At 74.8% G+C, this 24,412-nt stretch carries 25 protein-coding genes and 1 tRNA gene; 21 read left to right on the top strand and 5 right to left on the bottom strand.

From position 1 onward, the window contains the following. The first annotated feature begins 2 nt into the window (after window positions 1-2). The 3 genes from ybeY to G1H19_RS06430 are packed head-to-tail and all read left to right on the top strand — an operon-like array spanning window position 3 to window position 2,586. Window positions 3-539: an rRNA maturation RNase YbeY gene (ybeY, locus tag G1H19_RS06440; RefSeq protein WP_162392624.1), complete on the top strand. Its 537-nt coding sequence runs from the start codon at window positions 3-5 to the stop codon at window positions 537-539. Next, window positions 536-2,239 (top strand): hemolysin family protein, encoded by a 1,704-nt coding sequence (locus G1H19_RS06435; RefSeq protein ID WP_174278020.1) that lies wholly within the window; start codon window positions 536-538, stop codon window positions 2,237-2,239. Before ybeY ends, G1H19_RS06435 begins: the two co-directional genes overlap by 4 nt. 5 nt (window positions 2,240-2,244) lie before the next feature. Then, complete coding sequence (locus G1H19_RS06430; RefSeq protein WP_162392623.1) at window positions 2,245-2,586, top strand: cytidine deaminase; 342 nt, start codon at window positions 2,245-2,247, stop codon at window positions 2,584-2,586. Window positions 2,587-2,591: 5 nt separating this feature from the next. Here G1H19_RS06430 and G1H19_RS06425 read toward each other — a convergent pair whose 3' ends face one another. After that, window positions 2,592-3,188: a hypothetical protein gene (locus G1H19_RS06425; protein WP_152728487.1), complete on the bottom strand. Its 597-nt coding sequence runs from the start codon at window positions 3,186-3,188 to the stop codon at window positions 2,592-2,594. 48 nt (window positions 3,189-3,236) lie between these two features. Then, window positions 3,237-4,238 (bottom strand): methyl-accepting chemotaxis protein, encoded by a 1,002-nt coding sequence (locus G1H19_RS24855; protein ID WP_162392622.1) that lies wholly within the window; start codon window positions 4,236-4,238, stop codon window positions 3,237-3,239. A gap of 205 nt (window positions 4,239-4,443) precedes the next feature. Between G1H19_RS24855 and era the strand changes: the two genes are divergently transcribed. From era to G1H19_RS06405, 3 genes are read left to right on the top strand one after another with little or no spacing between them, the layout of a single operon-like run. After that, window positions 4,444-5,361: a GTPase Era gene (era, locus tag G1H19_RS06415; RefSeq protein WP_162392621.1), complete on the top strand. Its 918-nt coding sequence runs from the start codon at window positions 4,444-4,446 to the stop codon at window positions 5,359-5,361. 28 nt (window positions 5,362-5,389) lie between these two features. Beyond that, entirely contained in the window at window positions 5,390-6,217 is an 828-nt protein-coding gene (recO, locus tag G1H19_RS06410; RefSeq protein WP_162392620.1) for a DNA repair protein RecO, read from the top strand. Then, window positions 6,214-6,978, top strand: coding sequence for an isoprenyl transferase (locus G1H19_RS06405; RefSeq protein WP_162392619.1), 765 nt, complete (start codon window positions 6,214-6,216; stop codon window positions 6,976-6,978). The genes recO and G1H19_RS06405 overlap by 4 nt, the downstream gene beginning before the upstream one ends. 26 nt (window positions 6,979-7,004) lie before the next feature. On the opposite strand, the gene G1H19_RS06400 is transcribed toward G1H19_RS06405, so the two are convergent. Further along, on the bottom strand, window positions 7,005-7,403 hold the full coding sequence (locus G1H19_RS06400) for an ArsR/SmtB family transcription factor (protein WP_152728491.1): 399 nt from the start codon (window positions 7,401-7,403) through the stop codon (window positions 7,005-7,007). Window positions 7,404-7,471: 68 nt separating this feature from the next. Here G1H19_RS06400 and G1H19_RS06395 point away from each other — a divergent pair, with 68 nt between their 5' ends. Continuing rightward, window positions 7,472-7,747 (top strand): antibiotic biosynthesis monooxygenase family protein, encoded by a 276-nt coding sequence (locus G1H19_RS06395; RefSeq protein WP_162392618.1) that lies wholly within the window; start codon window positions 7,472-7,474, stop codon window positions 7,745-7,747. A 108-nt stretch (window positions 7,748-7,855) separates the two neighbouring features. Continuing rightward, window positions 7,856-9,109 carry a hypothetical protein gene (locus tag G1H19_RS06390; RefSeq protein WP_162392617.1) on the top strand — a complete coding sequence of 418 codons (1,254 nt, stop codon included), beginning with the start codon at window positions 7,856-7,858 and terminating at the stop codon, window positions 9,107-9,109. Window positions 9,110-9,206: 97 nt separating this feature from the next. Here the strand turns inward: G1H19_RS06390 and G1H19_RS06385 are convergent, their stop codons facing one another. Then, entirely contained in the window at window positions 9,207-11,132 is a 1,926-nt protein-coding gene (locus G1H19_RS06385; RefSeq protein ID WP_162392616.1) for a methyl-accepting chemotaxis protein, read from the bottom strand. A gap of 259 nt (window positions 11,133-11,391) precedes the next feature. On the opposite strand from G1H19_RS06385, the gene G1H19_RS06380 reads away from it, so the two are divergent. From G1H19_RS06380 to G1H19_RS06325, 12 genes are all read left to right on the top strand, one after another. Next, a complete protein-coding gene (locus tag G1H19_RS06380; protein ID WP_268895986.1) occupies window positions 11,392-12,813 on the top strand; it encodes a glycine--tRNA ligase in 1,422 nt (473 codons plus the stop codon). Between the two features lie 10 nt (window positions 12,814-12,823). Beyond that, entirely contained in the window at window positions 12,824-13,483 is a 660-nt protein-coding gene (locus G1H19_RS06375) for a class I SAM-dependent methyltransferase (protein ID WP_162392615.1), read from the top strand. 114 nt (window positions 13,484-13,597) lie between these two features. Then, window positions 13,598-14,593 carry an ABC transporter ATP-binding protein gene (locus G1H19_RS06370; RefSeq protein ID WP_152728496.1) on the top strand — a complete coding sequence of 332 codons (996 nt, stop codon included), beginning with the start codon at window positions 13,598-13,600 and terminating at the stop codon, window positions 14,591-14,593. Then, window positions 14,590-15,387 (top strand): ABC transporter permease, encoded by a 798-nt coding sequence (locus tag G1H19_RS06365; RefSeq protein ID WP_152728498.1) that lies wholly within the window; start codon window positions 14,590-14,592, stop codon window positions 15,385-15,387. Before G1H19_RS06370 ends, G1H19_RS06365 begins: the two co-directional genes overlap by 4 nt. Window positions 15,388-15,484: 97 nt before the next feature. Next, complete coding sequence (locus G1H19_RS06360) at window positions 15,485-16,681, top strand: sensor histidine kinase (RefSeq protein ID WP_202925839.1); 1,197 nt, start codon at window positions 15,485-15,487, stop codon at window positions 16,679-16,681. Continuing rightward, window positions 16,678-17,295, top strand: coding sequence for a response regulator transcription factor (locus tag G1H19_RS06355; protein WP_162392614.1), 618 nt, complete (start codon window positions 16,678-16,680; stop codon window positions 17,293-17,295). The genes G1H19_RS06360 and G1H19_RS06355 overlap by 4 nt, the downstream gene beginning before the upstream one ends. A 28-nt stretch (window positions 17,296-17,323) precedes the next feature. Beyond that, on the top strand, window positions 17,324-18,481 hold the full coding sequence (dusB, locus tag G1H19_RS06350) for a tRNA dihydrouridine synthase DusB (protein WP_162392613.1): 1,158 nt from the start codon (window positions 17,324-17,326) through the stop codon (window positions 18,479-18,481). A gap of 81 nt (window positions 18,482-18,562) precedes the next feature. Beyond that, entirely contained in the window at window positions 18,563-19,015 is a 453-nt protein-coding gene (locus G1H19_RS06345) for an Rv0361 family membrane protein (protein WP_162392612.1), read from the top strand. Window positions 19,016-19,095: 80 nt separating this feature from the next. Further along, on the top strand, window positions 19,096-19,710 hold the full coding sequence (locus tag G1H19_RS06340; protein ID WP_235928021.1) for a YdcF family protein: 615 nt from the start codon (window positions 19,096-19,098) through the stop codon (window positions 19,708-19,710). A 101-nt stretch (window positions 19,711-19,811) separates the two neighbouring features. Beyond that, the gene (locus tag G1H19_RS06335; RefSeq protein WP_162392611.1) at window positions 19,812-20,279 is read left to right on the top strand and encodes a hypothetical protein; all 468 of its coding nucleotides are present in this window, start codon (window positions 19,812-19,814) and stop codon (window positions 20,277-20,279) included. Next, window positions 20,279-23,116 (top strand): DNA primase, encoded by a 2,838-nt coding sequence (gene dnaG / locus G1H19_RS23000; protein ID WP_152728504.1) that lies wholly within the window; start codon window positions 20,279-20,281, stop codon window positions 23,114-23,116. The genes G1H19_RS06335 and dnaG overlap by 1 nt, the downstream gene beginning before the upstream one ends. Next, window positions 23,113-23,694: a hypothetical protein gene (locus tag G1H19_RS06325; RefSeq protein ID WP_152728506.1), complete on the top strand. Its 582-nt coding sequence runs from the start codon at window positions 23,113-23,115 to the stop codon at window positions 23,692-23,694. Before dnaG ends, G1H19_RS06325 begins: the two co-directional genes overlap by 4 nt. Before the next feature lie 25 nt (window positions 23,695-23,719). Here G1H19_RS06325 and G1H19_RS06320 read toward each other — a convergent pair whose 3' ends face one another. Further along, window positions 23,720-24,001: a hypothetical protein gene (locus G1H19_RS06320; RefSeq protein ID WP_152728507.1), complete on the bottom strand. Its 282-nt coding sequence runs from the start codon at window positions 23,999-24,001 to the stop codon at window positions 23,720-23,722. Between the two features lie 149 nt (window positions 24,002-24,150). Between G1H19_RS06320 and G1H19_RS06315 the strand changes: the two genes are divergently transcribed. Continuing rightward, window positions 24,151-24,223 (top strand) — tRNA-Asn (locus G1H19_RS06315). Window positions 24,224-24,412: the final 189 nt, after the last annotated feature.

Below are 24,412 nucleotides of genomic sequence, written 5' to 3'. Positions count from 1 at the left end.
GCGTGGCCGTCGAAGTCGCCAACGAGTCCGAGATCGCCGTCGACGAGACGGCGCTGGCCGGCATCTGCCGCTTCGTGCTCGGTGAGATGGACGTGAACCCGCTGGCCGAGCTGTCGGTGCTCTGCGTCGACGGCGAGTACATGGCCAGCCTGCACGAGCGGTGGATGGGCGAGAAGGGCCCCACCGACGTGCTCGCCTTCCCGATGGACGAGCTTGACACCGCCCGGCCCGACGACCCCGAACCCGGGCCGGCGCTGCTCGGCGACGTGGTGCTCTGCCCGTCGGTGGCGATCCGGCAGGCCCGCGCGGCCGGCCACTCGATGGACGACGAGCTGCTGCTGCTCGCCACCCACGGCGTGCTGCACCTGCTCGGCTACGACCACATGGAGCCCGAGGAGGAGAAGGAGATGTTCGGCCTGCAGCAGCAGCTGCTGGACAGCTTCCGCTCCACCCCGCGCGACCAGGTCACCGGCGAGCCGGTCACCGGCACGACCGGGGACGGCCCGCCCGCCGGCGGACAGGAGCCAGGACGGCGATGAGCTCCACCGCGGTGGTCCTCCTGGTCATCGCCGTCTGCCTCGTCCCCGTCGCCGGCCTCTTCGCCGCGATGGACGCCGCCCTCCAGCGCGTCTCCAAGGCCCGCGTGGAGGAGATGCGCCGGGAGGGCACGAAGCGGTCCGACGCCCTGGCCCAGGTGGTCGAGGACCGGGCCCGGCACGTCGCCCTGCTGCTCCTGCTCCGCACGCTGTGCGAGATGACCGCGGCGGTGCTCGCCACCGTGGTGGCGGTCGAGCTCGCGGCCCCGCTGACGGCCGGCATCGCGCTGGCCGCGGGCGTCATGACGGTGGTCAGCTACGTGCTGGTCGGCGTCGGCCCGCGCACCCTGGGCCGGCAGCACGCCTACGGCGTGGCGCTGGCGACCGCCGGCTTCACCCGGCTGCTCGGGCGGCTGTTGGGCCCGGTCGCCACGCTGCTCATCCTGGTCGGCAACGCGATCACCCCGGGCCGCGGTTTCCGGGACGGGCCGTTCTCCACCGAGGTCGAGCTGCGCGAGCTGGTGGACATGGCCGAGGAGCGCGGCGTCGTGGAGTCCGGCGAGCGCAACATGATCCACTCCGTGTTCGACCTGGGCGACACGATCGCCCGCGAGGTCATGGTGCCGCGCACCGACGTCGTCTGGATCGAGCAGACCAAGTCGCTGGGCCAGGCGCTCGCGCTGGCGCTGCGCAGCGGTTTCAGCCGCATCCCGGTGATCGGGGAGAACGTCGACGACGTCGTCGGGGTGGTGTACCTCAAAGACCTCGTGCGCCGGTCGCAGAACTCGGCCGAGGGCCGCAACGGCCCGCGCGTGGAGGAGCTGATGCGCCCGCCCACGTTCATCCCGGAGTCCAAGCCGGTCGACGTCCTGCTGCGGGACATGCAGGCCCGGCGCATCCACATGGCGGTCGTCGTCGACGAGTACGGCGGCTTCGCCGGCCTGGTCACCATCGAGGACATCCTCGAGGAGATCGTGGGTGAGATCGCCGACGAGCACGACACCCGGGAACGCCCGCCGGTCGAGGAGCTGCCCGACGGCTCGATGCGGGTCACCGCGCGCATGTCGGTGGAGGACCTGGCCCACCTGTTCCGCGTCGACCTGCCCGAGGACGACGACGTCGAGACCGCCGGGGGGCTGCTGGCCCGGGCGCTGGGCCGGGTGCCGATCGAGGGCGCGGCCGCCGATGTCGGGCCGCTGCACCTGGTGGCGGAGAGCTCCGGCGGGCGGCGCAACCGGATCGACACGCTGCTGGTCAGCCGGGTCGCCGACGAGGAGGAGCCCGAGGAGGACGGCGAGCCCGAGTCCGACCGGGACGCCGAGCGGGAACGGGAGAAGGAGCGCAAGCGGGAGAAGCGCCGGGAGCGGGCGGCCGAGCGGGAGCGCGCGGCCGAGCGCGAGCAGCGGGCCGCGGAGCGCGAACAGCAGGCCGCCGAGCCGGCCGCCCGGTCCGGGCCGGCCGCCGAGCACGTACCGGCCGCCGAGCACGTACCGGCCGCCGAGCACGTACCGGCCGCCGAGCACGTACCGGCCGTCGAGCCCGAGCCGGCCGCCGAGCACGTGCCGGCCGCCGAGCCGGAGCCGGCCGTCGAGCAGCCCGAGGCTGCCTCGACGGCGACCCACCAGCAGGAGGCGCCGGAGCCCGCGGTCACCGCGCACGGGGCGCACGCCCGCGGGACGCAGCCGGCCGCTCTGGAAGGCTGACCGGCGTGGACACCGCCGACCTGCACCCCGAGGACCTCAAGCTCGTCACGCTGGCCCGCTCCGCGCGGGGCCGCACCGGTGCCGCCGAGGGGGCTGCCGTCCGGGACACCGACGGCCGCACCTACCTGGCCGCGACGGTGACGCTGCCCTCGCTGCAGCTGTCCGCGCTGCAGGCCGCGGTGGCGGCCGCGGTGAGCAGCGGGGTGGCGGGTCTGGAGGCGGCCGCCGTCGTCTCCACGGCCGACGACGTCGAGCCCGCCGGCCTGGCCGCGGTGCACGACCTGACAGTGGCCGCCCCCGTGCACCTGGCCGGGCCGGACGGCACGCTGCGCCGCACCGTCGGCTGAACCGCTCAGTCCAGCGGCCGCCCGAGGGCGTCGGCGAAGTCCTCCGGCGAGCGCACCCACACGGTGAAGCAGCGGTCGGTCACGCCGTCGTCGTCGAGGTGCCGGACCGACACCCGGCTGCGCCCGGGCCACCAGCCGCCGCGCCGCCTGGGCCGCGGCCAGCCGGCCGGCGGCGGGCCCGGCACGACGTCCTCCACCAGCACCAGGGCGACGACGCCGAACGGTGAGGTCTGCCGCACCCCGGCGACGTCGGTGGAGACCGCGTGGTCGGAGACGGTCAGCCGGCCGGTGGCGAGCACCAGCACCAGCACACCGAGCCCCAGGGCCAGCGGCAGCTCCTCGACCAGCGCGGCCGAGCCGTCCCGCCAGCCGAGGAAGCCCAGCCAGGCGGCCACCGCGAGCACGGTCAGCAGGACCAGTCCTGGGCTGGCCGCGACGTACTGCCAGTACCGCAGCGGCGGCGGGGTGACCGTGACCGAGCGCTTGGGCCCGAGCCGGGCGAAGTACCCGTAGGACGTCGTCTGGGTGCGGTGCTGTTCACGCTGCAGCGCCGCGCGCACCGCCGGCGGCTCGTCGGTGTCACGCCTGCGTCGTCGGGCCATGCGCCCATCGTCCCAGCCCCGCCCAGGGGCCCGGTCGCGGACGCCGGGTCAGGTGGCGGGGGTGCGCTGGGCGCCCACCAGCTCGTCGATGGACTGCTGCGCGGAGGACAGGGTGGCGACCGCGGCCTCGATCTCCTTGATGGCCTGCACCGCCTCCCGGGTCTGCTCGCGGATCATCGACACCTGCTCCCCGATGCTGCCGGTGGCCCGGCCCGTCTCGTTGGCCAGCTCCTTGACCTCGTTGGCCACCACGGCGAACCCGCGGCCGGCGTCCCCGGCGCGGGCCGCCTCGATGGTCGCGTTGAGGGCGAGCAGGTTGGTCTGCGACGCGATGCCGGTGATCAGCTTGACCACGGCACCGATCTCGGTGCTGCTGGCGTCCAGGGCGGTGATCGTCGCGGCCGCCGAGGCCGCCCGTGCCACGGCCAGGGCGACCGCCTGCGACAGGTTCCTGCTCACCCCGGCCAGCTGGCTGGACCCGCTGGTGAGCGCACCGAGACGCTGCTCGGCGGTCTCGGCGAGCACCCGGGCCTCGTGCACGTCGCGCATGCCCCCGGCGATGCGTCGCGGCACGCCGTGCGCGTCCCGGGCGGCGAGGCCGGACAGGGCGAACCAGCGGTGGCTGCCGTCCCGCATCCGCATGCGGGCCTCGTGGTGGTAGGGGGTGCGGCCGCTGCGGTCGGCCAGGTGCGCGCCGATCGCGGCCCACAGACCGTCGGCGTCGTCGGGGTGGATGCGCGAGGTGAAGCTCTCCATCGTCGCGGGCAGGTCGCGCTCGTCGGCGAAGCCCAGCGCCTGGGCCATCTGCGGGGAGTACCAGACGACGTTGTCCGGGTGCCCGACCTCGCCGCCGACCACGGTCGAGTCCCAGAGCGCCACCCGGCTCGCCGCCGAGGTGAGCGTGAAGCGCTCGGTCAGCTGCGCGAGCTCGGCGCGCAGCGCGTCCCGCTCGGACTCCAGCTCCTGCACGCGGTGGTCGGTGACCTCGATGGCCGGTCCGGTCGCCCGAGGCGGCTCGAGGTGCTGCTGGGATGCGGTACGGCGTCTCATCACGACTCCTTCTCCCTTGTTCCCGGCGGACGCCGGTGTGGTCGGGTCCGGTGGCCACATCGGCAGGACCGTGCCGGCCTGGCACCGGGTGCCACCTCTCACTTCGGCCGCCGCCCACCGCCCGGGACGCCCGCCCGGCCCGGCCGGCACGGACGCCACCGGCGGCGCGGGCGGGGACGTCGGCGGTCGGTGGGAGACTGGCCCGGTGACCTCGCCGGCAGACACCCCGTACCGCAGTGGCTTCGCCTGTCTGGTCGGCCGCCCCAACGCCGGCAAGACGACGCTGACCAACGCCCTGGTGGGGGAGAAGGTCGGCATCGTCAGCAACCGGCCGCAGACCACCCGGCACGCCATCCGCGGGGTGGTGCACCGCCCCGGCGGCCAGCTGGTGCTGGTGGACACCCCCGGCCTGCACAAGCCGAAGAGCCTGCTCGGCCAGCGGCTCAACGACGTCGTCCGGGACACCCTGTCCGAGGTCGACGTGATCGTGTTCTGCATCCCGGCCGACCAGCCGGTGGGTGCCGGTGACGCGTTCATCGCCCGCCAGCTGAAGGAGATCAGCACCCCGGTGGTCACCGTGGTCACCAAGACCGACGCGGCCGGCAAGAAGGCGATCACCCAGCAGCTGATCGCCGCCAGCCAGCTCGTCGACGCCGCCGAGATCGTGCCGGTGAGCGCGGTGTCCGGTGAGCAGGTGGAGCTGCTGGAGCGGCTGCTGATCGGCATGCTGCCCGAGGGGCCGCCGCTCTACCCGCAGGAGCAGACCACCGACGAGGACACCGAGCGGCAGATCGCCGAGCTGGTCCGCGAGGCCGCCCTGGAGAAGGTGCGCCAGGAGGTGCCGCACTCGCTGGCGGTGACCGTCGAGGAGATCACCCGCCGCCCCGACACCCGCAACCCCGGCAGGGACCTGGTGACCGTGCACGCGTCGCTGCACTGTGAGCGGGCCAGCCAGAAGCCGATGCTGCTCGGGAAGGGCGGGGAGACGATCAAGGCGATCGGCAGCGAGGCGCGGGTCGGCCTGGAGGTGCTGCTCGGCTCCCGGGTGCACCTGGACCTGCACGTCACGGTGCTGGGGGAGTGGCAGGACGACCCCAAGAAGCTCCAGCGGCTGGGCTACTGATGTCCCGTGTCCCGGCCGGGGCCGGCTCGTGAGCGGCGTCCCGCAGTCGCTGTACCGCGACGAGGGCGTCGTGCTCCGGGTGCAGAAGCTCGGCGAGGCCGACCGGATCATCACCGTGCTCACCCGGCGCACGGGCAAGGTCCGGGCCGTCGCCAAGGGCGTGCGCCGCACCAAGAGCAAGTTCGGTGCCCGGCTCGAGCCGTTCAGCCACGTCGACCTGCAGCTCTACACCGGCCGCAACCTGGACATCGTCAACCAGGCCGAGTCGATCCGCTCCTACGGCCCCGCCGTGGTCGGCGACTACCGCGCCTACACCGCGGGCACCGCGGTGCTCGAGACCGCCGACCGGCTGGCCGGTGAGGAGAAGGAGCCGCAGCTGCGGCTGTTCCTGCTGGTCATCGGCGCGCTGCGCAGCCTCGCCGAGCAGACCCACCCGCCCGGTCTGGTGCTGGACGCCTTCCTGCTGCGGGCCATGTCGGTGGCCGGCTGGGAACCGGCGCTCACCGACTGCGCCCGCTGCGCCGAGCCCGGCCCGCACCGGCACTTCTCGGTGCCCGGCGGTGGCATCGTCTGCCCGTCCTGCCGGCCCACCGGCTCGGCGATGCCCTCCCCGGTGACCGTGGGCCTGCTGGAGGCGCTGCTGACCGGCGACTGGGCGCTGGCCGAGGCCAGCCAGGGCACCAACCGCCGCGAGGCCAGCGGCCTGGTGGCGGCCCTGCTGCAGTGGCACCTGGAGCGCAGCCTGCGCTCGCTGGCGCTGGTCGACCGCAGCGAGCCCGGGGCGCCGGCGCCGGTGGCGCTGCCCGACGTGCACCGGCTGGTCGGCGCGGCCCAGCTCGCCGGGGAGCCCTCGTGAACCGCCCCGTCCGGGCACCGTCCCCGCACCCCTCCGGCGCGCGTCCCCCGGCCATCCCGGCCGACAAGGTGCCCGGGCACGTGGCCATCGTGATGGACGGCAACGGCCGCTGGGCCAAGCAGCGCGGGCTGCCCCGCACCGCCGGGCACACCGCGGGGGAGTCCTCGCTGTTCGACTGCGTGGAGGGCGCCATCGAGCTCGGCATCGGCGCGATCAGCGCCTACGCCTTCTCCACCGAGAACTGGAAGCGCAGCCCCGAGGAGGTGCGCTTCCTGATGGGCTTCAACCGCGACGTGATCCGCCGCCGCCGCGACGAGATGCACGAGCTCGGGGTGCGGGTCCGCTGGGCCGGCCGGCGCCCCCGGCTGTGGGGCTCGGTGATCAAGGAGCTGGAGGTCGCCGAGGAGCTCACCCGCGACAACGGCGTCCTCACGTTGACGATGTGCGTCAACTACGGCGGCCGGGCCGAGATCGCCGACGCGGCCGCGGCGATCGCGCGCGAGGTGGCCGCCGGCCGGCTGCGGCCGGACAAGGTCGACGAGTCCACGGTCGCCCGGTTCCTCGACGAGCCGGACATGCCCGACGTCGACCTGTTCGTGCGCAGCTCGGGGGAGAACCGCACCAGCAACTTCCTGGTCTGGCAGTCGGCCTACGCCGAGCTGGTCTTCCTGGACACGCTGTGGCCCGACTTCGACCGCCGCCACCTGTGGCAGGCCTGCGAGGAGTACGCCTCCCGGCAGCGTCGCTTCGGCAGCGCCTGAGCCGGCGGCCCGCGGTGGCGCCCGCCTCAGCCCGCTGCCGGGAGGGGGGCGGCCGTCGCACCGGGTGCGGCGTCCCCGGCCCTGGCGGGCGCCGCGGGGTCGGTGACCGCGTGCCGGGCGTGGTCGACGGCGGCGCGGACGATCGCCCCCACGTGAGCGTCGACCAGCCGGTAGTGCACCTCGCGGCGGCGGCGCTCGCCGACCACCAGCGAGGCGCCGCGGAGCACCCGCAGGTGCTGGGAGACCAGCGGCTGCGGAGCGCCCAGGGCCTCGACGAGCTGGTGCACGCAGCGGGAGCCGTGCTCGTCCAGCAGCGTGATGATGGACAGCCGCAGCGGAGCCGACAGCGCACCGAGCAGCTCGGCGGCGGCCTGCACGTCGGCCGCCGGGCCCACCCGGGCGGCGGCCGGCGGGTCGGGGTGCATGGCACCATCGTGGCACCAGGGACGTCGTCGTCGCACCCGGCGGTGGTCCCCGTCGAGGAGGGTGGACCGTGTTCGCCGTGCTGAGGCTGCGGGTGCCCGACGGGGGCGCCGACGAGCTGGCCGCGCAGGTCACCGAGCTGCTCGCCGCCCTCGCCGGGCGCCCCGGGTTCCTGGGCGGCGAGTCCGGCCGTGCCGTCGACGACCCGTCGCTGTGGGCGGTGGTCACCCGCTGGGACGGCGTGGGCGCCTACCGCCGCGGCCTGTCCGCCGCCGAGGTGAAGGTGGCCGGGGCCCCGGTGTGGCTGCACGTGGTCGACGAGCCCGGCGCCTTCCTCACCGACTGACGACCCCGTGCGAGGGAGTTCTCGTCGCGTCGTCCCCCCGGACGCCGTGGCGGTCAGTAGCCTCACGGGGCGCTCCTCCCGGGTGCGCCCCCCGAACGAGGAGCACCCATGACCCAGCCGCCCGCTGACCCGTGGAGCACCCCGGACGACGGTGAGGACCGCACCCGCGAGGTGCAGCTGCCGCCGGCACCGCCCGGCCCGACCGCCCCGCCGCAGGCCCGGGCGGACACGCCCGGGCCCACCACGCCGACCGGTGCCCCGGCGTGGGGCGCCCCGCCGCCCGCGTACGGCGCGCCGGCCCAGCCGCCCCACGGCGCCCAACCGCCCTACGGCGCGCCGGCGCAGCCGCCCTACGGCGCCTCTCCGCAGGCTCCCTCCGGCGCCGCGCCCGCACCGAGCCCGTACGGCCATCAGCCCCACGCCACGCCGGCCCATCAGCCCCACGCCACGCCGGCCCAGCCGCCGTACGGCACGCCGGCCCAGCCGTCGTACGGCACGCCGGCCCAGCCGTCGTACGGCACGCCGGCCCAGCCGCCGTACGGCGCGCCGGCCCAGCCGCCGTACGGGCAGCAGCCACCCGGCGCCCCCGCGCAGCCCGGGTACGGGCAGCCGCCGCACGGCGTCCCCCCGCAGGGCGGCTGGGGTCAGCCCGCCGCCGGTCCACCGCCGGCCGCCCAGGGTCCCTACGGCACCGCGGTCTTCGGCCGGCCTGACTTCGGCGCGCCGCCACCCGGTGGCCCGTACGGCCCCGGCACCCCGGGCGGCGGCCGGCCGGGCGGGCGCAACCCGCTGCCCTTCGTCGTCGGCGGGGTGGTGCTGCTGGTCGTCGTCGTGGGCGTCGTCCTGGCGCTGGTCCTGGGCAACGGCGACGGCAGCACGTCCGCCCGCGGGACGGACACCACCACCGCGTCGACCACGACGTCCAGCCCGACCACGAGCGCCTCGCCGTCCCCTTCGGCCAGCACGTCGTCCAACCCGGTGGGCGGGGGCGCGTCGGTGTCCAGCGCGCCGCCCGTCCCGGGGGACGCCGAGCTCAACGACCCGGCCAGCCCGGAGTTCGCCGTCACGTGGCTCGCCTACTTCGTCATCGACGACGACCAGGCCGCCTTCGACGCGCTGTGCGCGGAGGGCCAGGACTCGTTCGTCGACGCGGCCACCCTGCGCGCGGACTTCGACGCCTTCGTGGGCGGGCGCATCGTCGACGGCGACATCACCGACGAGAGCTCCGACGCCGACGGTGACTACATCTCCTTCACGATCGACCTGGAGGACGGCTCGACGTTCGACCTGGCCGTCTTCGTGGTGCAGGACGTCGCCGGCCTGTCGGTGTGCGGGTACGTGCTGCCCTCCGACGTTCCCTGACCGGGCGCCCTCCCGGTCCACGCTGCGGACGAGTTCCCCGGACCGCTCTCGCGGCGGCGCTGTCCTGATCGCTGGTCGTCTCCGCTGACCGGTCGGGTCAGGGGAGCTGGAAACGGTCGGTCAGGCTGCGCAGCTCGTCGGTGATGGCGGCGAGGTCGGCTGCGGTCCGCCGGATGGACTCGGTCGACCGAGCGGTCGAGGCGGCCGCCTCGGCCACCGTGCGGACGTCGCCACTGACCCCGGCCGTGCCCACGGCGGCCTCGTTGACGTTCCGGCTCATCACCGTCGTGGTGGCGCTCTGCTCCTCGACCGCCGAGGCGATGGTCTGCTGGAAGTCGTTGACCCGGCCGACGACGGCGGCGATGTCGTCGATCGCGGCAGCGGCGTCCGCGGTGCCCGACCGGATGGCCGCGACCCGGCGGACGATGTCCTCGGTGGCCCGGGCCGTCTCCTGGGCCAGCTGCTTGACCTCGTCGGCGACCACCCCGAACCCGAGGCCCGCGTCGCCCGCCCGCTCTGCCTCGATCGTCGCGTTGAGCGCCAGCAGGTTGGTCTGCCCGGCGATGGTGGTGATCAGCCGGACCACGTCGCCGATCTCCTGCGTGGAGACGTCGAGCTGGGCCACCGTGCCCCGGGTCGCCGTCGCGACGTCCACCGCCTCGGCCCCTGCCTGAGCCGCCTGCGCGGCGTTGTGTGCGATCTGCCGGATCGACCGGCCCATCTGCTCGGCTCCGTCCGCCACCGTCCGCACGTTGTCGAGCACGGCCTGGGTGGCGGTGCTCGCCGTGGTCGCGACGGCGGTGCCCCGGGAGGCGTCCCGGGCAACGGTGTCGAACACCTCGGTCAGTCGCGCCGATGCCCCCGCGAGCTCGCCCGTCCGGGAGCGCACGGCACCGAGTGCGGCACCGACGTCGTCCAGCGACCGGTTCACCGAGCGCGCCAGCGCACGCATCTCCGAGGTGCCGGTCTCGGTGAGCCGCGTCCGCAGGTCCCCGTCGGCCACGTCGCCGAGGGCGCCCACGGCCCGGTCCAGCGGGCGGCTGAGCGCGCGGGCCACCAGGAGCGCGACGACGACGGCCACCGCGGCGACGACCAGCACGGTGAAGACGATGAAGCCGAGCAGTCCCGTGGCGGGCGCGACGGCACTGCCGGCGTCCTCGCTGAGCACGACCCCCCAGCCGTACCCGGCGAAGCCCAGGGCACCCTCGGAGGCAGCCCAGCCGCGCACCTGCGCGGACCCCCCGGTGCCGTCGGGGCCGCCGTCGTCCGATCCGTGCCCCGACCGGCCGTCGGCGATCGCGGCGGCGGCAGGTGAGCCCGCGGCCAGCAGGTCGAGCTGACCCCCGGCCCCGCTGCCCAGCAGCACCACCCCGTCGCCGCGCAGCAGCTGGGCGTGCACGTCCAGCGACCGGTCCGCCAGCCCGGCCACCTGCTCGTCCACGATCTGGCCGACGATGCGCGGCACGGACGCCCAGTTGACCCAGATGCGGCTGACGGTGCCGTCGGCTGCGAACACCGGTGCGGCGTACAGAAGCGTCGCCTCCCTGCGCCCGGTCGCGGCGACGACCAGGGGGTCGACCTCGGGTTCCTGTACGTACGTCTTCCCGGCCGGGAGCGCGGCGACCTCGGCGAGCCACGCCCGGTCGGACAGGTCGGCGTCGGTGAGCGCCCGGGCGTCGACCGGGGCACCGTCCCCCGTGACGGTGTTGCCGGCGACCACCCGGCCGTCGAGGTCGAGCACGACGAGCAGGTCGTAGATGCCGTAGTTGGTGCTGTAGAAGTCGGCGGCCGCGCTCACCGTGGGGGGTGGGCCGCTGGCATCGGGGTTGAAGGCGAACGCCTGGACGTCGCCGTAACGCTCGAACAGGTTGCGGTCGATCTTGTTGATCGCCGAGCGGGCCTCGCTCTGCAGCAGCTGCCCCGAGTTCTCCAGCCAGTCGTGGTTGCTGCGGCTCCAGGCCGTGGCGCCCAGACCGGCCATCGGCACGATCGCGCAGGCGGAGACGACGAGGACCAGCAGCACACGCAGCGAACGGAGCCTGCCTCGGCCAGCAGGTGGATGCTCGGACACGCTTCTCCCTCGGCGACGGGCGCCCGCCCCTACTGACCGGCCTCCCTTGCTTCGGCAGGCCGCGGCCGATGTCACGTCGGGATCCGGAGATCGGCGTCCGGTGGGTCGGGTGGGGACGGAGGGGAGCATCGGCGTCTGCTCGTAACGCGGTCCGGCTCGGCGACTAGCGTCTAGGGGTCCCCCGCCGACCGCCAGCCGGATGGAGCCCACCGTGGCCGCGCCCGAGAACGACACCACCACCCCCCGCAAGGCCGACCCCGCGCGCCTGGACAAGGTCGTGAACCTCTGCAAGCGCCGGGGCTTCGTCTTCCCGTCCGGGGAGATCTACGGCGGCACCCGCTCCGCCTGGGACTACGGGCCCCTCGGCGTCGAGCTGAAGGAGAACATCAAGAAGCAGTGGTGGCGCACCGTCGTCCAGAGCCGGGACGACGTCGTCGGTCTGGACTCCTCGGTGATCCTGCCCCGCCAGACCTGGGTCGCCTCCGGCCACGTCGGGGTGTTCACCGACCCGCTGACGGAGTGCCAGAGCTGCCACAAGCGCTTCCGGGCCGACCACCTGGAGGAGGCCTACGAGGAGAAGAAGGGCCGGGCCCCGGCGAACGGCCTGGCCGACATCAGCTGCCCGAACTGCGGCACCACGGGTGCCTGGACCGAGCCGCGCGACTTCAACATGATGCTGAAGACGTACCTCGGCCCGGTCGAGGACGAGTCGGGCCTGCACTACCTGCGCCCGGAAACCGCCCAGGGCATCTTCGTCAACTTCGCCAACGTGATGGGCGCCGCGCGCCGCAAGCCGCCGTTCGGCATCGGCCAGATCGGCAAGAGCTTCCGCAACGAGATCACGCCCGGGAACTTCATCTTCCGCACGCGTGAGTTCGAGCAGATGGAGATGGAGTTCTTCGTCCAGCCCGGCACCGACGAGACCTGGCACCAGTACTGGATCGACGCCCGCACCGAGTGGTACACCGACCTGGGCATCTCCCCGGACAACCTGCGGCACTTCGAGCACCCGAAGGAGAAGCTGAGCCACTACTCGACCCGCACCGTCGACATCGAGTACCGCTTCGGTTTCCAGGGCTCGGAGTGGGGCGAGCTGGAGGGCATCGCCAACCGCACCGACTTCGACCTGAAGACGCACTCGGAGCACTCGGGCACCGACCTGTCCTACTTCGACCAGGCCTCCGGTGAGCGCTGGACGCCGTACGTCATCGAGCCGGCCGCCGGGCTGACCCGCTCGCTGATGGCGTTCCTGGTCGAGGCCTACCGCGAGGACGAGGCCCCCAACGCCAAGGGCGGCGTCGACACCCGCACCGTGCTCGCGCTCGACCCGCGGCTGGCGCCGGTGAAGGCCGCCGTGTTGCCGCTGTCGCGCAACGCCGACCTCTCGCCCAAGGCCCGCGACCTGGCCGCCACGCTGCGCAAGAACTGGAACGTCGAGTTCGACGACGCCGGCGCCATCGGCCGCCGCTACCGCCGCCAGGACGAGATCGGGACGCCGTTCTGCCTCACCGTCGACTTCGACACCCTCACCGACGACGCGGTGACCGTGCGGGAGCGGGACACGATGACCCAGGACCGGGTCGGCCTGGACGCCGTGCCCGGCTACCTGGCGTCCCGGCTGATCGGCAGTTGAGCGGCCCTCGGTGCTGGTCACGTCCCGGTCTTTCGCGGAGTACGAGGCGTTCTTCGCCCTCACGCCGGCCGACCTGTCGGGCCGGGTGCTGGACTGCTCGGCCGGCGCCTCGGGGTTCGCCGCGGTCGCGAACGCCCGGGGCGGGCGGGTGACCGCGGTGGACCCGGCCTACGCCGCCGGCGTGGCGGGGGTGCTCATGGAGTCGGCGCCCGCGACCGCCCGCGGTGCCGCCGTCGTCCGGGACCACGAGGACCGCTTCGTGTGGCACTGGTACGGCTCGCGCGAGCGCCGCGAGGAGCTGCGCCGGGACGCCCGCGCGGCGTTCGAGCGGGACCTGCGCGCCCACCCCGGCAGGTACCTCGCCGGTGCGCTGCCGCGGTTGCCGCTGGCCGACGGCTCAGCTGACCTGGCGCTGTGCTCCCACCTGCTCTTCACCTGGTCCGACGTGTTCGACGAGGCGTGGCACGAGGCCGCCCTCACCGAGCTGCTCCGGGTCGCCCGGCAGGTGCGGGTGTTCCCGCTGGTCGTGCAGGCCACCGGGGACGCCGTCGGCTTCCTGCCGCAGCTGCTCGACCGGCTGCAGGCACGAGGGCACCGGGTCGACGTCGTCCCGGTGCCCTACGAGTTCCAGCGCGGCGCCGACCACATGCTCGCGGTCACCCGAGGCTGAGCCCGCCGCAGCCGCGCGGAGCTCCGCCGGCCGTCGGCGGCCATGACAACCGTCATGTCGAGGTCGTGATCGTCGGCCGAGGTCCGGCGGCCGGCCCGGCGCCAGGCTGTCGGCATGACATCGCTGCAGGTGGACGCCTCGCCGTCCCGGACGACCGTTGCCCGCGGGACCCCGTCCCGCACCGTTGCCGCCGAGCTGCGCGGCCTGGTCAAGCGCTTCGGCGGCGTCACCGCCGTCGACGGTCTGGACCTCACCGTCACGCAGGGCGAGGTGGTCGCCTTCCTGGGTCCCAACGGGGCGGGCAAGACCACCACCATCGACATGCTGCTCGGGTTGAGCACCCCGGACAGCGGGTCGGTGCAGGTGTTCGGCACGGGCCCGCGACAGGCCGTGGCCGAGGGCCGGGTCTCGGCGGTCATGCAGTCCGGCGGGCTGCTGCGCGACCTCACCGTGGCCGAGACCCTGCGGCTGACCGCCTGCCTGTTCAGCCACACCCGCAGCGTCACCGAGGTGCTCGAGCGTGCCGGGATCACCTCGATCGCCGACCGCCGGGTGGGGAAGTGCTCCGGCGGCCAGCAGCAGCGGGTCCGTTTCGCGATGGCCCTGCTGCCCGACCCCGACCTCATCGTGCTCGACGAGCCCACCACCGGCATGGACGTCGAGGGACGGCGGGACTTCTGGAACGCCATGCACGCCGACGCCACCCGCGGGCGCACGGTCGTGTTCGCCACGCACTACCTGGAGGAGGCCGACGCCTACGCCGACCGGATCGTGCTGGTCAGCGGTGGCCGGGTGGTCGCCGACGGGACGCCGGCGGAGATCAAGGCGATGTCCGCCGGGCGCCTGGTCACGGCCACCTGGCCGGGCGCCGGCACCGGGGAGGCGCTGCAGCTGCGGGCGCTGCCCGGCGTCGAGGACGTCGAGCTGCGCGGCGAGACGGTGCTGGTGCGCGCCGCCGACTCCGACGCCGTCGCCCGCCACCTGCTCACCCACACCCCCGCGCACGACCTGCAGGTCACCTCGCGCGGCCTGGAGGACGCCTTCATCGCCCTCACCGGCCACCCGCACACCACCCCCGACACCGTCGACCTGACCGGAGCGACCCGATGACCGCCACCGCGCTGCCCACCACGACCGCCCCGGTCCAGCGGGGGGTGCCCGCGCTGGGCGGGTTCTCCCTCACGTTCCTGCAGCTGGAGACCCGGCGGCTCCTGCGCAACCGGCGCACGCTGGTCTTCAGCCTGGTCATGCCGCCGGCGTTCTTCTTCCTGTTCGGCGGGAGCGCGCAGAGCGGGGAGAGCGCCGGCCGGGGCAACGTCTCGGCCTACATCATGATCAGCCTGATGGTGTACGGCGCGATGCTGGCCACCACCAGCGCCGGGGCGTCGGTCGCCGTCGAGCGTGCGCAGGGCTGGTCCCGGCAGCTGCGGCTGACCCCGCTGGACCCGGTGGCCTACATGGCCACCAAGGCGCTGAGCGCCCTGGTGCTGGGCGCGATGTCCATCGCCACCGTCATGGTCGCCGGCGCCGTCGGCGGGGCCAGCATGCCGGCCTGGGCATGGGTCGTCGCTGCGCTCGTCGCCTGGGTCGGTGCGATGGTGTTCGCCGCGTTCGGCCTGTTCATGGGCTACCTGCTGCCCTCGGAGAACGTGATGCAGCTGCTCGGTCCGGCACTGGCGCTGCTGGCCTTCCTGGGCGGGCTGTTCGTCCCGCTGGACCTGCTGGGCAGCACGTTCCGCAGCATCGCCCAGTTCACCCCGGCCTACGGCGTGGGGGCGCTGGCCCGGCTGCCGCTGACCGGGGACCCGATGAGCTGGGGTGCGCTCGCCAACGTCGTCGTGTGGACGGCGGTGTTCGTCACCGGGGCCGTGCTCCGCTTCCGCCGCGACACCGCGCGTGTCTGACCTGCTCTCCGGTGCCCACCCCGGCCCACCCGTCGGGGTGGGCACCGGGCCGTCCGCAGCTCCCGCAGCGGCAGACTGGGCGCCGGAGGTGAGCGTCATGGCGCTGGTGGAGCAGCAGGCGACGGACGCGGCCGGGCGCCCGCGGACCGCACCCGCAGCCCCCGCGGACGACGGCGAGGGGCTGCGGATGGGCACGTCGCGGGCCGGGGCGTTCTTCGCGGCGATCTGGCTGGTCTACCTGACCGATCCGCTGTCCGCGGCCTGGCGCGAGCCGTCGCTCCCGTTGCGCTGGCTGGGCGTCGTCTCCCTCGCGGCCTTCGCCGTCCTCTTCGCCGGGTCGTTCGCGGTCTGGCGCGGGCAGCGCAGCCGCGGTGGGATGCCCGCCGCTGCCGTCGTCTGGGCTGTCCTGGGACTCGAGGTCGTGCTGCTCGCACTGGCCGCCCCCGCCGCCCGCGACCACGTGCTGGTGGGGTTGCTCTACATCGCCGTGAGCGCCGCGATGATGCTCCCGCTCCGCCCGGCCGCCGGCGTGCTCGCCGCGCTGCTGGTGATCACCGTCCTGCTGCCCCGGGCCGTCCCCGGGTGGGCGTCGGCCGACGACCTCGTGTCCGAGCTGGTGCTCGCCTCCGTCGCCGCCTACGGCATCTCCCAGGTGCTCATGCGCAACGCCCAGCTGGCCCTGGCCCGGGAGCAGCTCGTGGAGCTCGCGGTCACCACCGAGCGCGAGCGGCTGGCCCGCGACGTGCACGACATCCTCGGGCACAGCCTGACCGTGATCACCGTCAAGGCGGAGCTGACCGGCCGCCTGCTGGAGTCCGTCGAGCCGGCACCGGCGCTCGACCGGGCCCGCGCCGAGGTGGCCGACCTGGAGCAGCTGGCTCGCGGGGCGCTGGCCGACGTGCGGGCGACCGCGGCCGGTACCCGCCAGGTGTCGCTGGCGGGGGAGCTGGCCGCGGCGCGGCGGGCCCTGGACGCCGCGGGCATCGAGGCCGACCTGCCCACCTCGGTCGACGTGGTCCCGGCGGAGCTGCGCGAGCTGTCCGCCTGGGTGCTGCGCGAGGGCGTGACCAACGTCGTGCGGCACTCGGGCGCCCGGAGGTGCGTCGTCCGGTTGTCGTCGGAGGGCGTGGAGGTCGGTGACGACGGCCGCGGCCCGACCGGCGGTGGCTGCGGCACCGGGCTGGCCGGCCTGCAGGCGCGCGCCGCAGCCGTCGGCGCGCGGCTGGAGGTCGGGGCGTCGCCGTCCGGGGGCTTCCGGCTGCGGGTGACGACCGCGGGGCGGGGGCGCGGGTGAGCATCCGCCTGCTGCTCGCCGACGACCAGGCGCTGGTGCGCGGGGCGCTCGCCGCGCTGCTGTCCATGGAGCCGGACCTGGAGGTCGTGGCGGAGGTCGGCCGCGGCGACGAGGTGGTGGCCGCCGCGGTCGCCGCCCGGGTGGACGTCGCGCTGCTCGACGTGCAGATGCCGGGGCTGGACGGCATCGCCGCCACCGCCGCGCTGCGGCAGGAGCTGCCCACCTGCCGGGTGCTGATCGTGACCACCTTCGGCCGGCCCGGCTACCTGCGCCGGGCGCTGGAGGTCGGGGCGAGCGGTTTCGTGGTCAAGGACACCCCGGCCCGGGCGCTGGCCGACGCCGTCCGGCGGGTGCACGCGGGCCTGCGGGCCGTCGACCCGGCACTGGCGGAGGAGACGCTGGTGGCCGGCTCCAGCCCGCTGTCGGCCCGGGAGGCCGACGTGCTGCGCGCGGCCCGGGACGGCGGCACGGTGGCCGACCTCGCCCGCGCGCTGCACCTGGCCGAGGGCACGGTGCGCAACCACCTGTCCGCGGCCATCGGGAAGACCGGGGCCCGCACCCGCGCGGAGGCCGTGCGGCTGGCCGACGAGCACGGCTGGCTGCTCGGCGGGTGAGCTGCGCCGCCCGCCTACCCTGGGCACCGTGACCAGCACCCTCGACCGGCCGACGGCGCTGCCCGCGCTGCAGGTGGGGAGCCTGACGGTCGACCCCGCCGTGGTGCTCGCGCCGATGGCCGGCATCACCAACCCCGCGTTCCGCACGCTGTGCCGCGAGTTCGGCGCCGGCCTCTACGTGTGCGAGATGATCACCACCCGGGCGCTGGTGGAGCGCAACCCCAAGACGCTGCAGATGGTCCGGGCGACACCTGCCGAGCACGACGCCTTCTCCGTGCAGCTCTACGGCGTGGACCCGGCGACGGTCGGCCGCGCGGTCGAGATGCTGGTCGACGAGCGGGTCGCCGGCACGCGGCCTGCGCACATCGACCTCAACTTCGGCTGCCCGGTGCCCAAGGTGACCCGCAAGGGCGGCGGCTCGGCACTGCCGTGGCGCCGGGTGCTGTTCGCCGACATCGTGCGGGCCGCGGTGCGCGCCGCCGGCGACGTCCCGGTGACGGTGAAGACCCGGGTCGGCATCGACGCCGCGCACCACACCTACGCCGACGCCGGCCGGATCGCCCAGGACGAGGGCGCCGCGGCGATCACGCTGCACGGGCGCACCGCCGACCAGCTGTACAGCGGCACCGCGGACTGGTCGCACATCGCCCGCCTGGTCGAGCTGGTGGACATCCCGGTGCTGGGCAACGGCGACGTCTGGGAGGCCGACGACGCGCTGCGGATGGTCGCCGAGACCGGCTGCGCGGGCGTCGTCGTCGGGCGGGGGTGCCTGGGCCGGCCGTGGCTGTTCGGCGACCTGGCCGCGGCCTTCGCCGGGTCGCCGCGGCGCACGCTGCCGACGATGGCCGAGGTGGCGGCGATCATGCACCGGCACGCCGCGCTGCTGGCCGAGGAGCACGGCGAGGTGCACGGCTGCACCGACTTCCGCAAGCACGTCGCCTGGTACCTCAAGGGCTTCTCGGTGGGCTCGGACACCCGGCGCGCGCTGGCCATGGTCAGCGGCCTGGACGAGCTCGCCGAGCTGCTCGCCGGCATCCCCGACCAGGCCTACCCCGCCGCCGTGCTCGGTGCCCCGCGCGGTCGCACCAGCCCGCCGAGGCCGGTGTCGCTGCCCGAGGGCTGGCTGGACGACCGGGACGACCCGCGGCCACCGGCCGGCGCCGAGCTGCTGGTCGGCGGGGGCTGACCGCCCGCCGGGCGGGATCCGGGGGCGGGGCGATGGGCGGGGTCCGGGGGCAGGGCGGGGCAGTGGGCGCATGCTGGAAGGGTGAGCAGCCCTGATTACCTGTACGACGACGACCCGGCCCCCCTCCACACCGGGACGCCGCGCGGCCGCAACCGCTGGATCGTGGCCGCGCTGCTGGGCACCGGTCTGGTCGCGCTGCTGGCCGCCTACCTGCTGCCGGTGGTCAACGGGTCGGCGACGGAGCAGTCCGAGCAGGCGGCCGGCGTGTTCGTCTCGGCCCTCTCCCAGGGCGACGTGGGCACCGCCTACAGCCTGCTGTGCGACGCCGAGCGGGCCCGGCTGGAGGAGGTCCAGCTGAACGCGGAGTACCTGCAGCCGGGCACCCCGCGGGTGGTCGGCTCCACCGAGCTGGACACCGACGACCCGACCGTCGAGGTGCAGGTGGAGTGGACCGACGGCGGCGCCACGACCCGCACGACGCTGACGATGGTGCCGCAGAGCGGCGCCAAGGTCTGCGGCGTCGCCGTCGGCTGAACCGGGTCGTCGTCCGGGGTGTCGCCACGCCCCCTGTGGGTGACTGCGCTGGGCGCCGGGGGGCGTGGTACCCATGTCGGGTGGCACGGCTGGTTCGGGTCCTGGGCGCCCTGGTCCTCGCGTGCGTGCTGATGGTGGGCGCCACGGCCACGGCGATCTGGTGGACCGCGCGTCAGGACGACCGCCCGCGCAGTGACGCCATCGTGGTGCTCGGCTCGGCGCAGTACAACGGCGTCCCGTCGTCGATCTTCGAGGCGCGGCTGGAACACGCACTGGCGCTCTACGAGCAGGGCGTCGCGCCGGTCGTCGTCACCGTCGGCGGCAAGGCGGCCGGGGACGCCTTCACCGAGGCCGACGCCGGCCGGGAGTACCTGGCCACCGCCGGGGTGCCGGACGACGACCTGCTGGCGGTGCCCGAGGGCGTGGACACGCTGGAGAGCATGCAGGTGGTGGCCGACGCGTTCACCGAGCGGGGCTGGCGCACCGCGGTGCTGGTGACCGACCCGTGGCACGCCATGCGGGCCGAGCGGATGGCCACCGACAGCGGCCTGGAGGCCACCAGCTCGCCGACCCGGCAGGGCCCGGCCGTGCAGACCCGCGGCACGCAGGCGCGCTACATCTTCCGGGAGACCGCGGCCTACCTGGTCTACCGGGTCACCGGCGCCAGCGTGGCCGGCGCGCCCGGCGTCGGCTGACCGCACGTCCTCCGGGACGGCCGGCAGGACCGTCGGACCGGCGGAGGATGATCGGTGCGGGAGCCACGGCGGGACGGTCGGTGGCCCCGGGGAGGGGAACGGTGCTGGAACTCGGCAGGAGCGGCGGCCACGGCGTCGGCAGCGGGGTGCGCCCTGTGCTGTCCGGTGACGCCGTCGTCGCGACGGTGCGCGCGTCGAACTGGAAGGAGGCGGCGACCGCCGCGGTGGGCGACCGCGAGTGGGTCTTCACCAGGCGCCGCGGGCGACTGACCGGACGCTGGGCCTCGGACCCGGAGACGGCGGAACGGTTCTGCGCCCACCGGCCCTCCCGGTGGAAGGACCTCTGGACCCTTCAGCTGGAGGACACCACCCTGCACATGGAGCACGCCTCCCGGTGGAAGGGCACGCACCGCTACCTCCGTGACGGGCGGCCGGTTGCCGAGAGCGGTCGTACCGGCTGGGGCAACCGGCCCACCCTCGCGGCGCAGCAGCTGCCGGTCGAGCACCAGGTGTTCCTGCTGTGGGTCGAGCTGCTGCTGATCCGGCGCTCGGCCGCGGCGGCCTCCTGATGGCAGGCGAGCGCCGCGGCCGCATCCGCGCCGCCGACATCGTCACGGTGCGCGAGCGGGCCAAGATCGACGAGATCGTGGGCGAGCACCTGCAGCTCAAGCGGGCCGGCGGCGGGAGCCTGAAGGGCCTGTGCCCGTTCCACGACGAGAAGAGCCCGTCCTTCCAGGTCACCCCCTCGCGGAACCTGTTCCACTGCCTGGCGGGGGAGACCGGGGTGCTCACCGAGGACGGGGTCGTTCCGATCCGCGAGCTGTCCGGCCGCACGGTCCGTGTCCTGGACGGCACGGCGCACTGGGTCGAGGCACCTGTCCGGTCCTACGGGGTCCAGCGCCTGATGAAGGTCCAGCTCACGCGCAACGGCCGGGTGAAGGACCTGTACGCCACCGATGAGCACCGCTGGTTCGTCCGGGCCGACAAGACCCGGGGACGCCTCGAGCGGCTGACCAAGGACCTGCGGCCCGGCGACCGCCTGGTCACCAGTTTCCCGCGCAGCCGGCTCTTCCACGCAGCCACGGTGCCCTCGCCCGTCGGCGTCGCGCGAGGCCTGGTCGCCGGCGACGGCACCCGGTCCGACGCCGGCTCGATCGCCGTGCTCTTCGGCGACGAGGACGCCGAGCTGACGCGCTTCTCCCAGGGGTGCCGGTCCCGGACGGAGGAACGGGGGATGCGCTTCTACGGCATGCCGGCGCACTACGAGGACGAGCGGCCGGCGCTCGAGGACGACACGTCGTACCGCTTCGGCTGGCTGGCGGGGTACGTCGCCGCCGACGGCTGCGTCGCCGAGGACGGTGACGCGATCCTCGATCCCGCGTGCCTCGACGACCTCGAGTACGTCCGTGCCCTGTGCACCCGGCTGGGCATCGGCACCTCCGGCATCGCCAGGCAGACGCGCATGGGCATCCACGGGGTGCCGAGCGACGTCTACGACCTGCGGCTGACGACCAGGGGGCTGCCCGAGTCGTTCCACCTCCCCCAGCAGCACCGCGAACGTGCCACACGACGGACCAAGGCCTACGAGCGCACCCACTGGGTCGTGAGATCGGTCGAGTGGTCCGACCGCGTGGAGGAGGTCTTCTGCGCCGAGGTGCCGGGGACGCACGCGTTCACGCTCGAGGACGACATCCTCACGGGCAACTGTTTCGGGTGCGGAGTCGGTGGCGACGTCATCTCCTTCGTCCAGCAGATCGACCACCTGAGCTTCACCGAGGCGGTGGAGCTGCTGGCCGGCCGGACCGGTGTGCAGCTGCAGTACGAGGACGACGGCGGTCGGCCCACCGGGGCCCCGGACCGGGCCGCCGCCGGGCAGCGGGCCCGGCTGGTGGCGGCGAACACCGCGGCCGCCGCGTTCTACGCCGAGCAGCTGATGACCGCCGACGCCGCACCGGCGCAGCAGTTCCTGGCCGACCGCGGCTTCACCCGGGAGATGAGCCTGGACTTCGGCTGCGGGTTCGCCCCCGGCGGCTGGGACGGCCTGACCCGGCACCTGCGCCAGCTGGGCTTCAGCCAGGGCGAGCTGGAGACGGCGGGGCTGTCCAAGCAGTCCAGCCGGGGCACCTACATCGACCGGTTCCACCGCCGGCTGCTCTGGCCGATCCGTGACATCACCGGTGACGTGATCGGCTTCGGTGCCCGCAAGCTGATGGACGACGACCCGGGCCCGAAGTACCTGAACACCCCGGAGACCCCGCTGTACAAGAAGAGCTCGGTGCTCTACGGCATCGAGCGGGCCAAGCGGGAGATCGCCCGCAAGCACCAGGCCGTCGTCGTCGAGGGCTACACCGACGTGATGGCCTGCCACGTGGCCGGGGTGACCACCGCGGTCGCCTCCTGCGGCACGGCGTTCGGCACCGAGCACATCGGCGTGCTGCGCCGGCTGCTGATGGACCAGGACTCCTTCCGCGGCGAGGTGATCTACACCTTCGACGGCGACGCCGCGGGGCAGGCCGCGGCGATGAAGACCTTCAGCGAGGACCAGCGCTTCGTCGCCCAGACGTTCGTGGCCGTGGAGCAGGAGGGCCGCGACCCGTGCGAGCTGCGCCAGGCGCACGGCGACGCCGCGGTGCGCGACCTGATCGCCCGGCGCAGCCCGCTGGTGGAGTTCGTGCTGCGCACCACGCTGGCCGACTACGACCTGGACACCGTGGAGGGCCGGGTCGCCGCCCTGGAGAAGACGGCGCCGATGGTGGCGGCGATCAAGGACCACGCGCTGCGCCCGGCGTACGCGGCCCGGCTGGCCGGGATGATCGGCAACACCGACGAGGCGGAGGTGCGGGAGCGGGTGCGGGTGCTCAGCGGGGACACCGGGCAGGGCCAGCGCCCCCGGCCCCGCCCGCGCGCCGCGCAGCGCACCCCGGACGACGCCGCACGGGAGGTCGAGCGGGAGGCGGTGAAGGCCGCGCTGCAGAGCCCGGAACTGGCCGGCCCCTCCTTCGACGCCGTCGACCCCGGCGCCTACACCGACCCGGACTACGCGGCGGTGGCGGCCGCCGTCGCCGCCACCGGGGGAGCGGCCGCGGCGACCGTCCGCGGCGCCGACTGGCTGGAGCTGGTCACGACCCAGTGCACCCGGGACACCGCCCGGGCCATGCTCACCGCGCTGGCCGTGGAGCCGATGCGCTCGGTGGGGGAGAACGACGCCGGGTACGTCAACGCGCTCATGGCCCGGCTCCAGCTGATGGCCGTCGAGCGTGACCTCGCCACCCTGAAGGGGAAGTTGCAGCGGATGAACCCGGTCGAGCAGGCCGACGAGTACATGGCGCTCTTCGGCCGGCTGATGGCCCTGGAGCAGCTGGCCCGGTCGCTGCGCGAGCGGGCCGCCGGCGGGCTGGGCGCATGAGCCTGCTCGACCGGCTGCGACGGCGGCTCGTCCCGCCGCCGGAGGCCGTGCGCACCGTGCTGGCCGCCTCACCCGACCCGTACGAGCGGGTGCTCGCCGTGGCCACGCTCGACCCGGACGGCTGGCTGGTCGCGACGTCCCGGGGGCTGCGCGAGGTGCCCGCCGCGGTGGGCGCGGCCGACGCCGCCGCGCTGCCGGTGCTCCGCTGGCACGAGGTGGGCCGGGCCACCTGGAAGGCGAGCGCCGCGGGCGGCGGCAGCGTCACCGTCGTCCCGCTGACCGAGGTGGAGCCCGGCGTCCAGACCCGGGGCGCGGCGGTGCGCCACCTGCTGACCGACGCCGGGCAGCTGCCGGCGGTGCTGCGGCGGCGGGTCGACGAGACGGTGGTGGCCAGCCAGCGGCACCCGCTGCCGACCGGCGGCTCGGTGCTGCTGGTGGCGCGCCGGGTGCCGGGTCAGCCGGCCCGCGAGTGGTCGGTGGTCTTCGACGACGACGCCGACCGGGCCGACCCGGAGGCACGCGAGGCCGCCCGCGCCCGGCTGGCCGCAGCGGTGGAGGCCGAGGACCCCACCCGCTGAGCCCGGCGCGGGCCGGCCCGCGGCGTCAGCGCGTGGTGCCCGCTCCGTTCACCGGGACGCGGTCGCTCATCTGGCTGACCGTGTTCGGCGGCGTCGTCGTGCTGGAGGTGTCGCTGCCCATCCGGGTCTTCACCGAGCTCACGATGGCGTCGGCACGGGCCTGCGCCATGCCCGCGACGCTCTGCAGCCGCGGGTCGTCCTTGGCGTGGTCGTAGAAGGTGCGGATCTGCTCGTACCTGCCCCGCCCGGCCTTCGCGCCGAGGACGTAGCCGGTGCCGAGACCGACGAGGAACGACAACTTGGCCACGGGATCCCCCTGGATCGTGGACCGGCCCCCAGGCCGGTCGCGAAGGCCTGACGCTACCGGCGACGGAGGTCCGCGGCACGCCGGGAACCCTCTCCGTGTGGCCCGGTGCAGTGGGGTAACCTCTCCCAGGCGAGTACGACAGCCGATGGTCCCCCGTAGCTCAATTGGCAGAGCATTCGACTGTTAATCGAACGGTTTCTGGTTCGAGTCCAGACGGGGGAGCAGCAGCAGGGCCCTGACCGGCAGCGATGCCGGGTCGGGGCCTTCACTGTTCCCGGGCCCGGGGCTCCGCGGCCGGCGTCAGCGCTGAGGGCCACCGCCGTCCGCGGTCGCTCCGGCAGCCGGGAGTACGGGTGCTCGTCGACGCCCAGTAGCTGGCCGGCCTCATCCTGCACGCCGCCGACACGACGG

This window comes from Goekera deserti, assembly GCF_010685995.1.
In the GTDB taxonomy this organism is placed as follows: Bacteria; Actinomycetota; Actinomycetes; order Mycobacteriales; family Geodermatophilaceae; genus Goekera; species Goekera deserti.
This window is presented reverse-complemented; position numbering and strand designations above follow the sequence as displayed.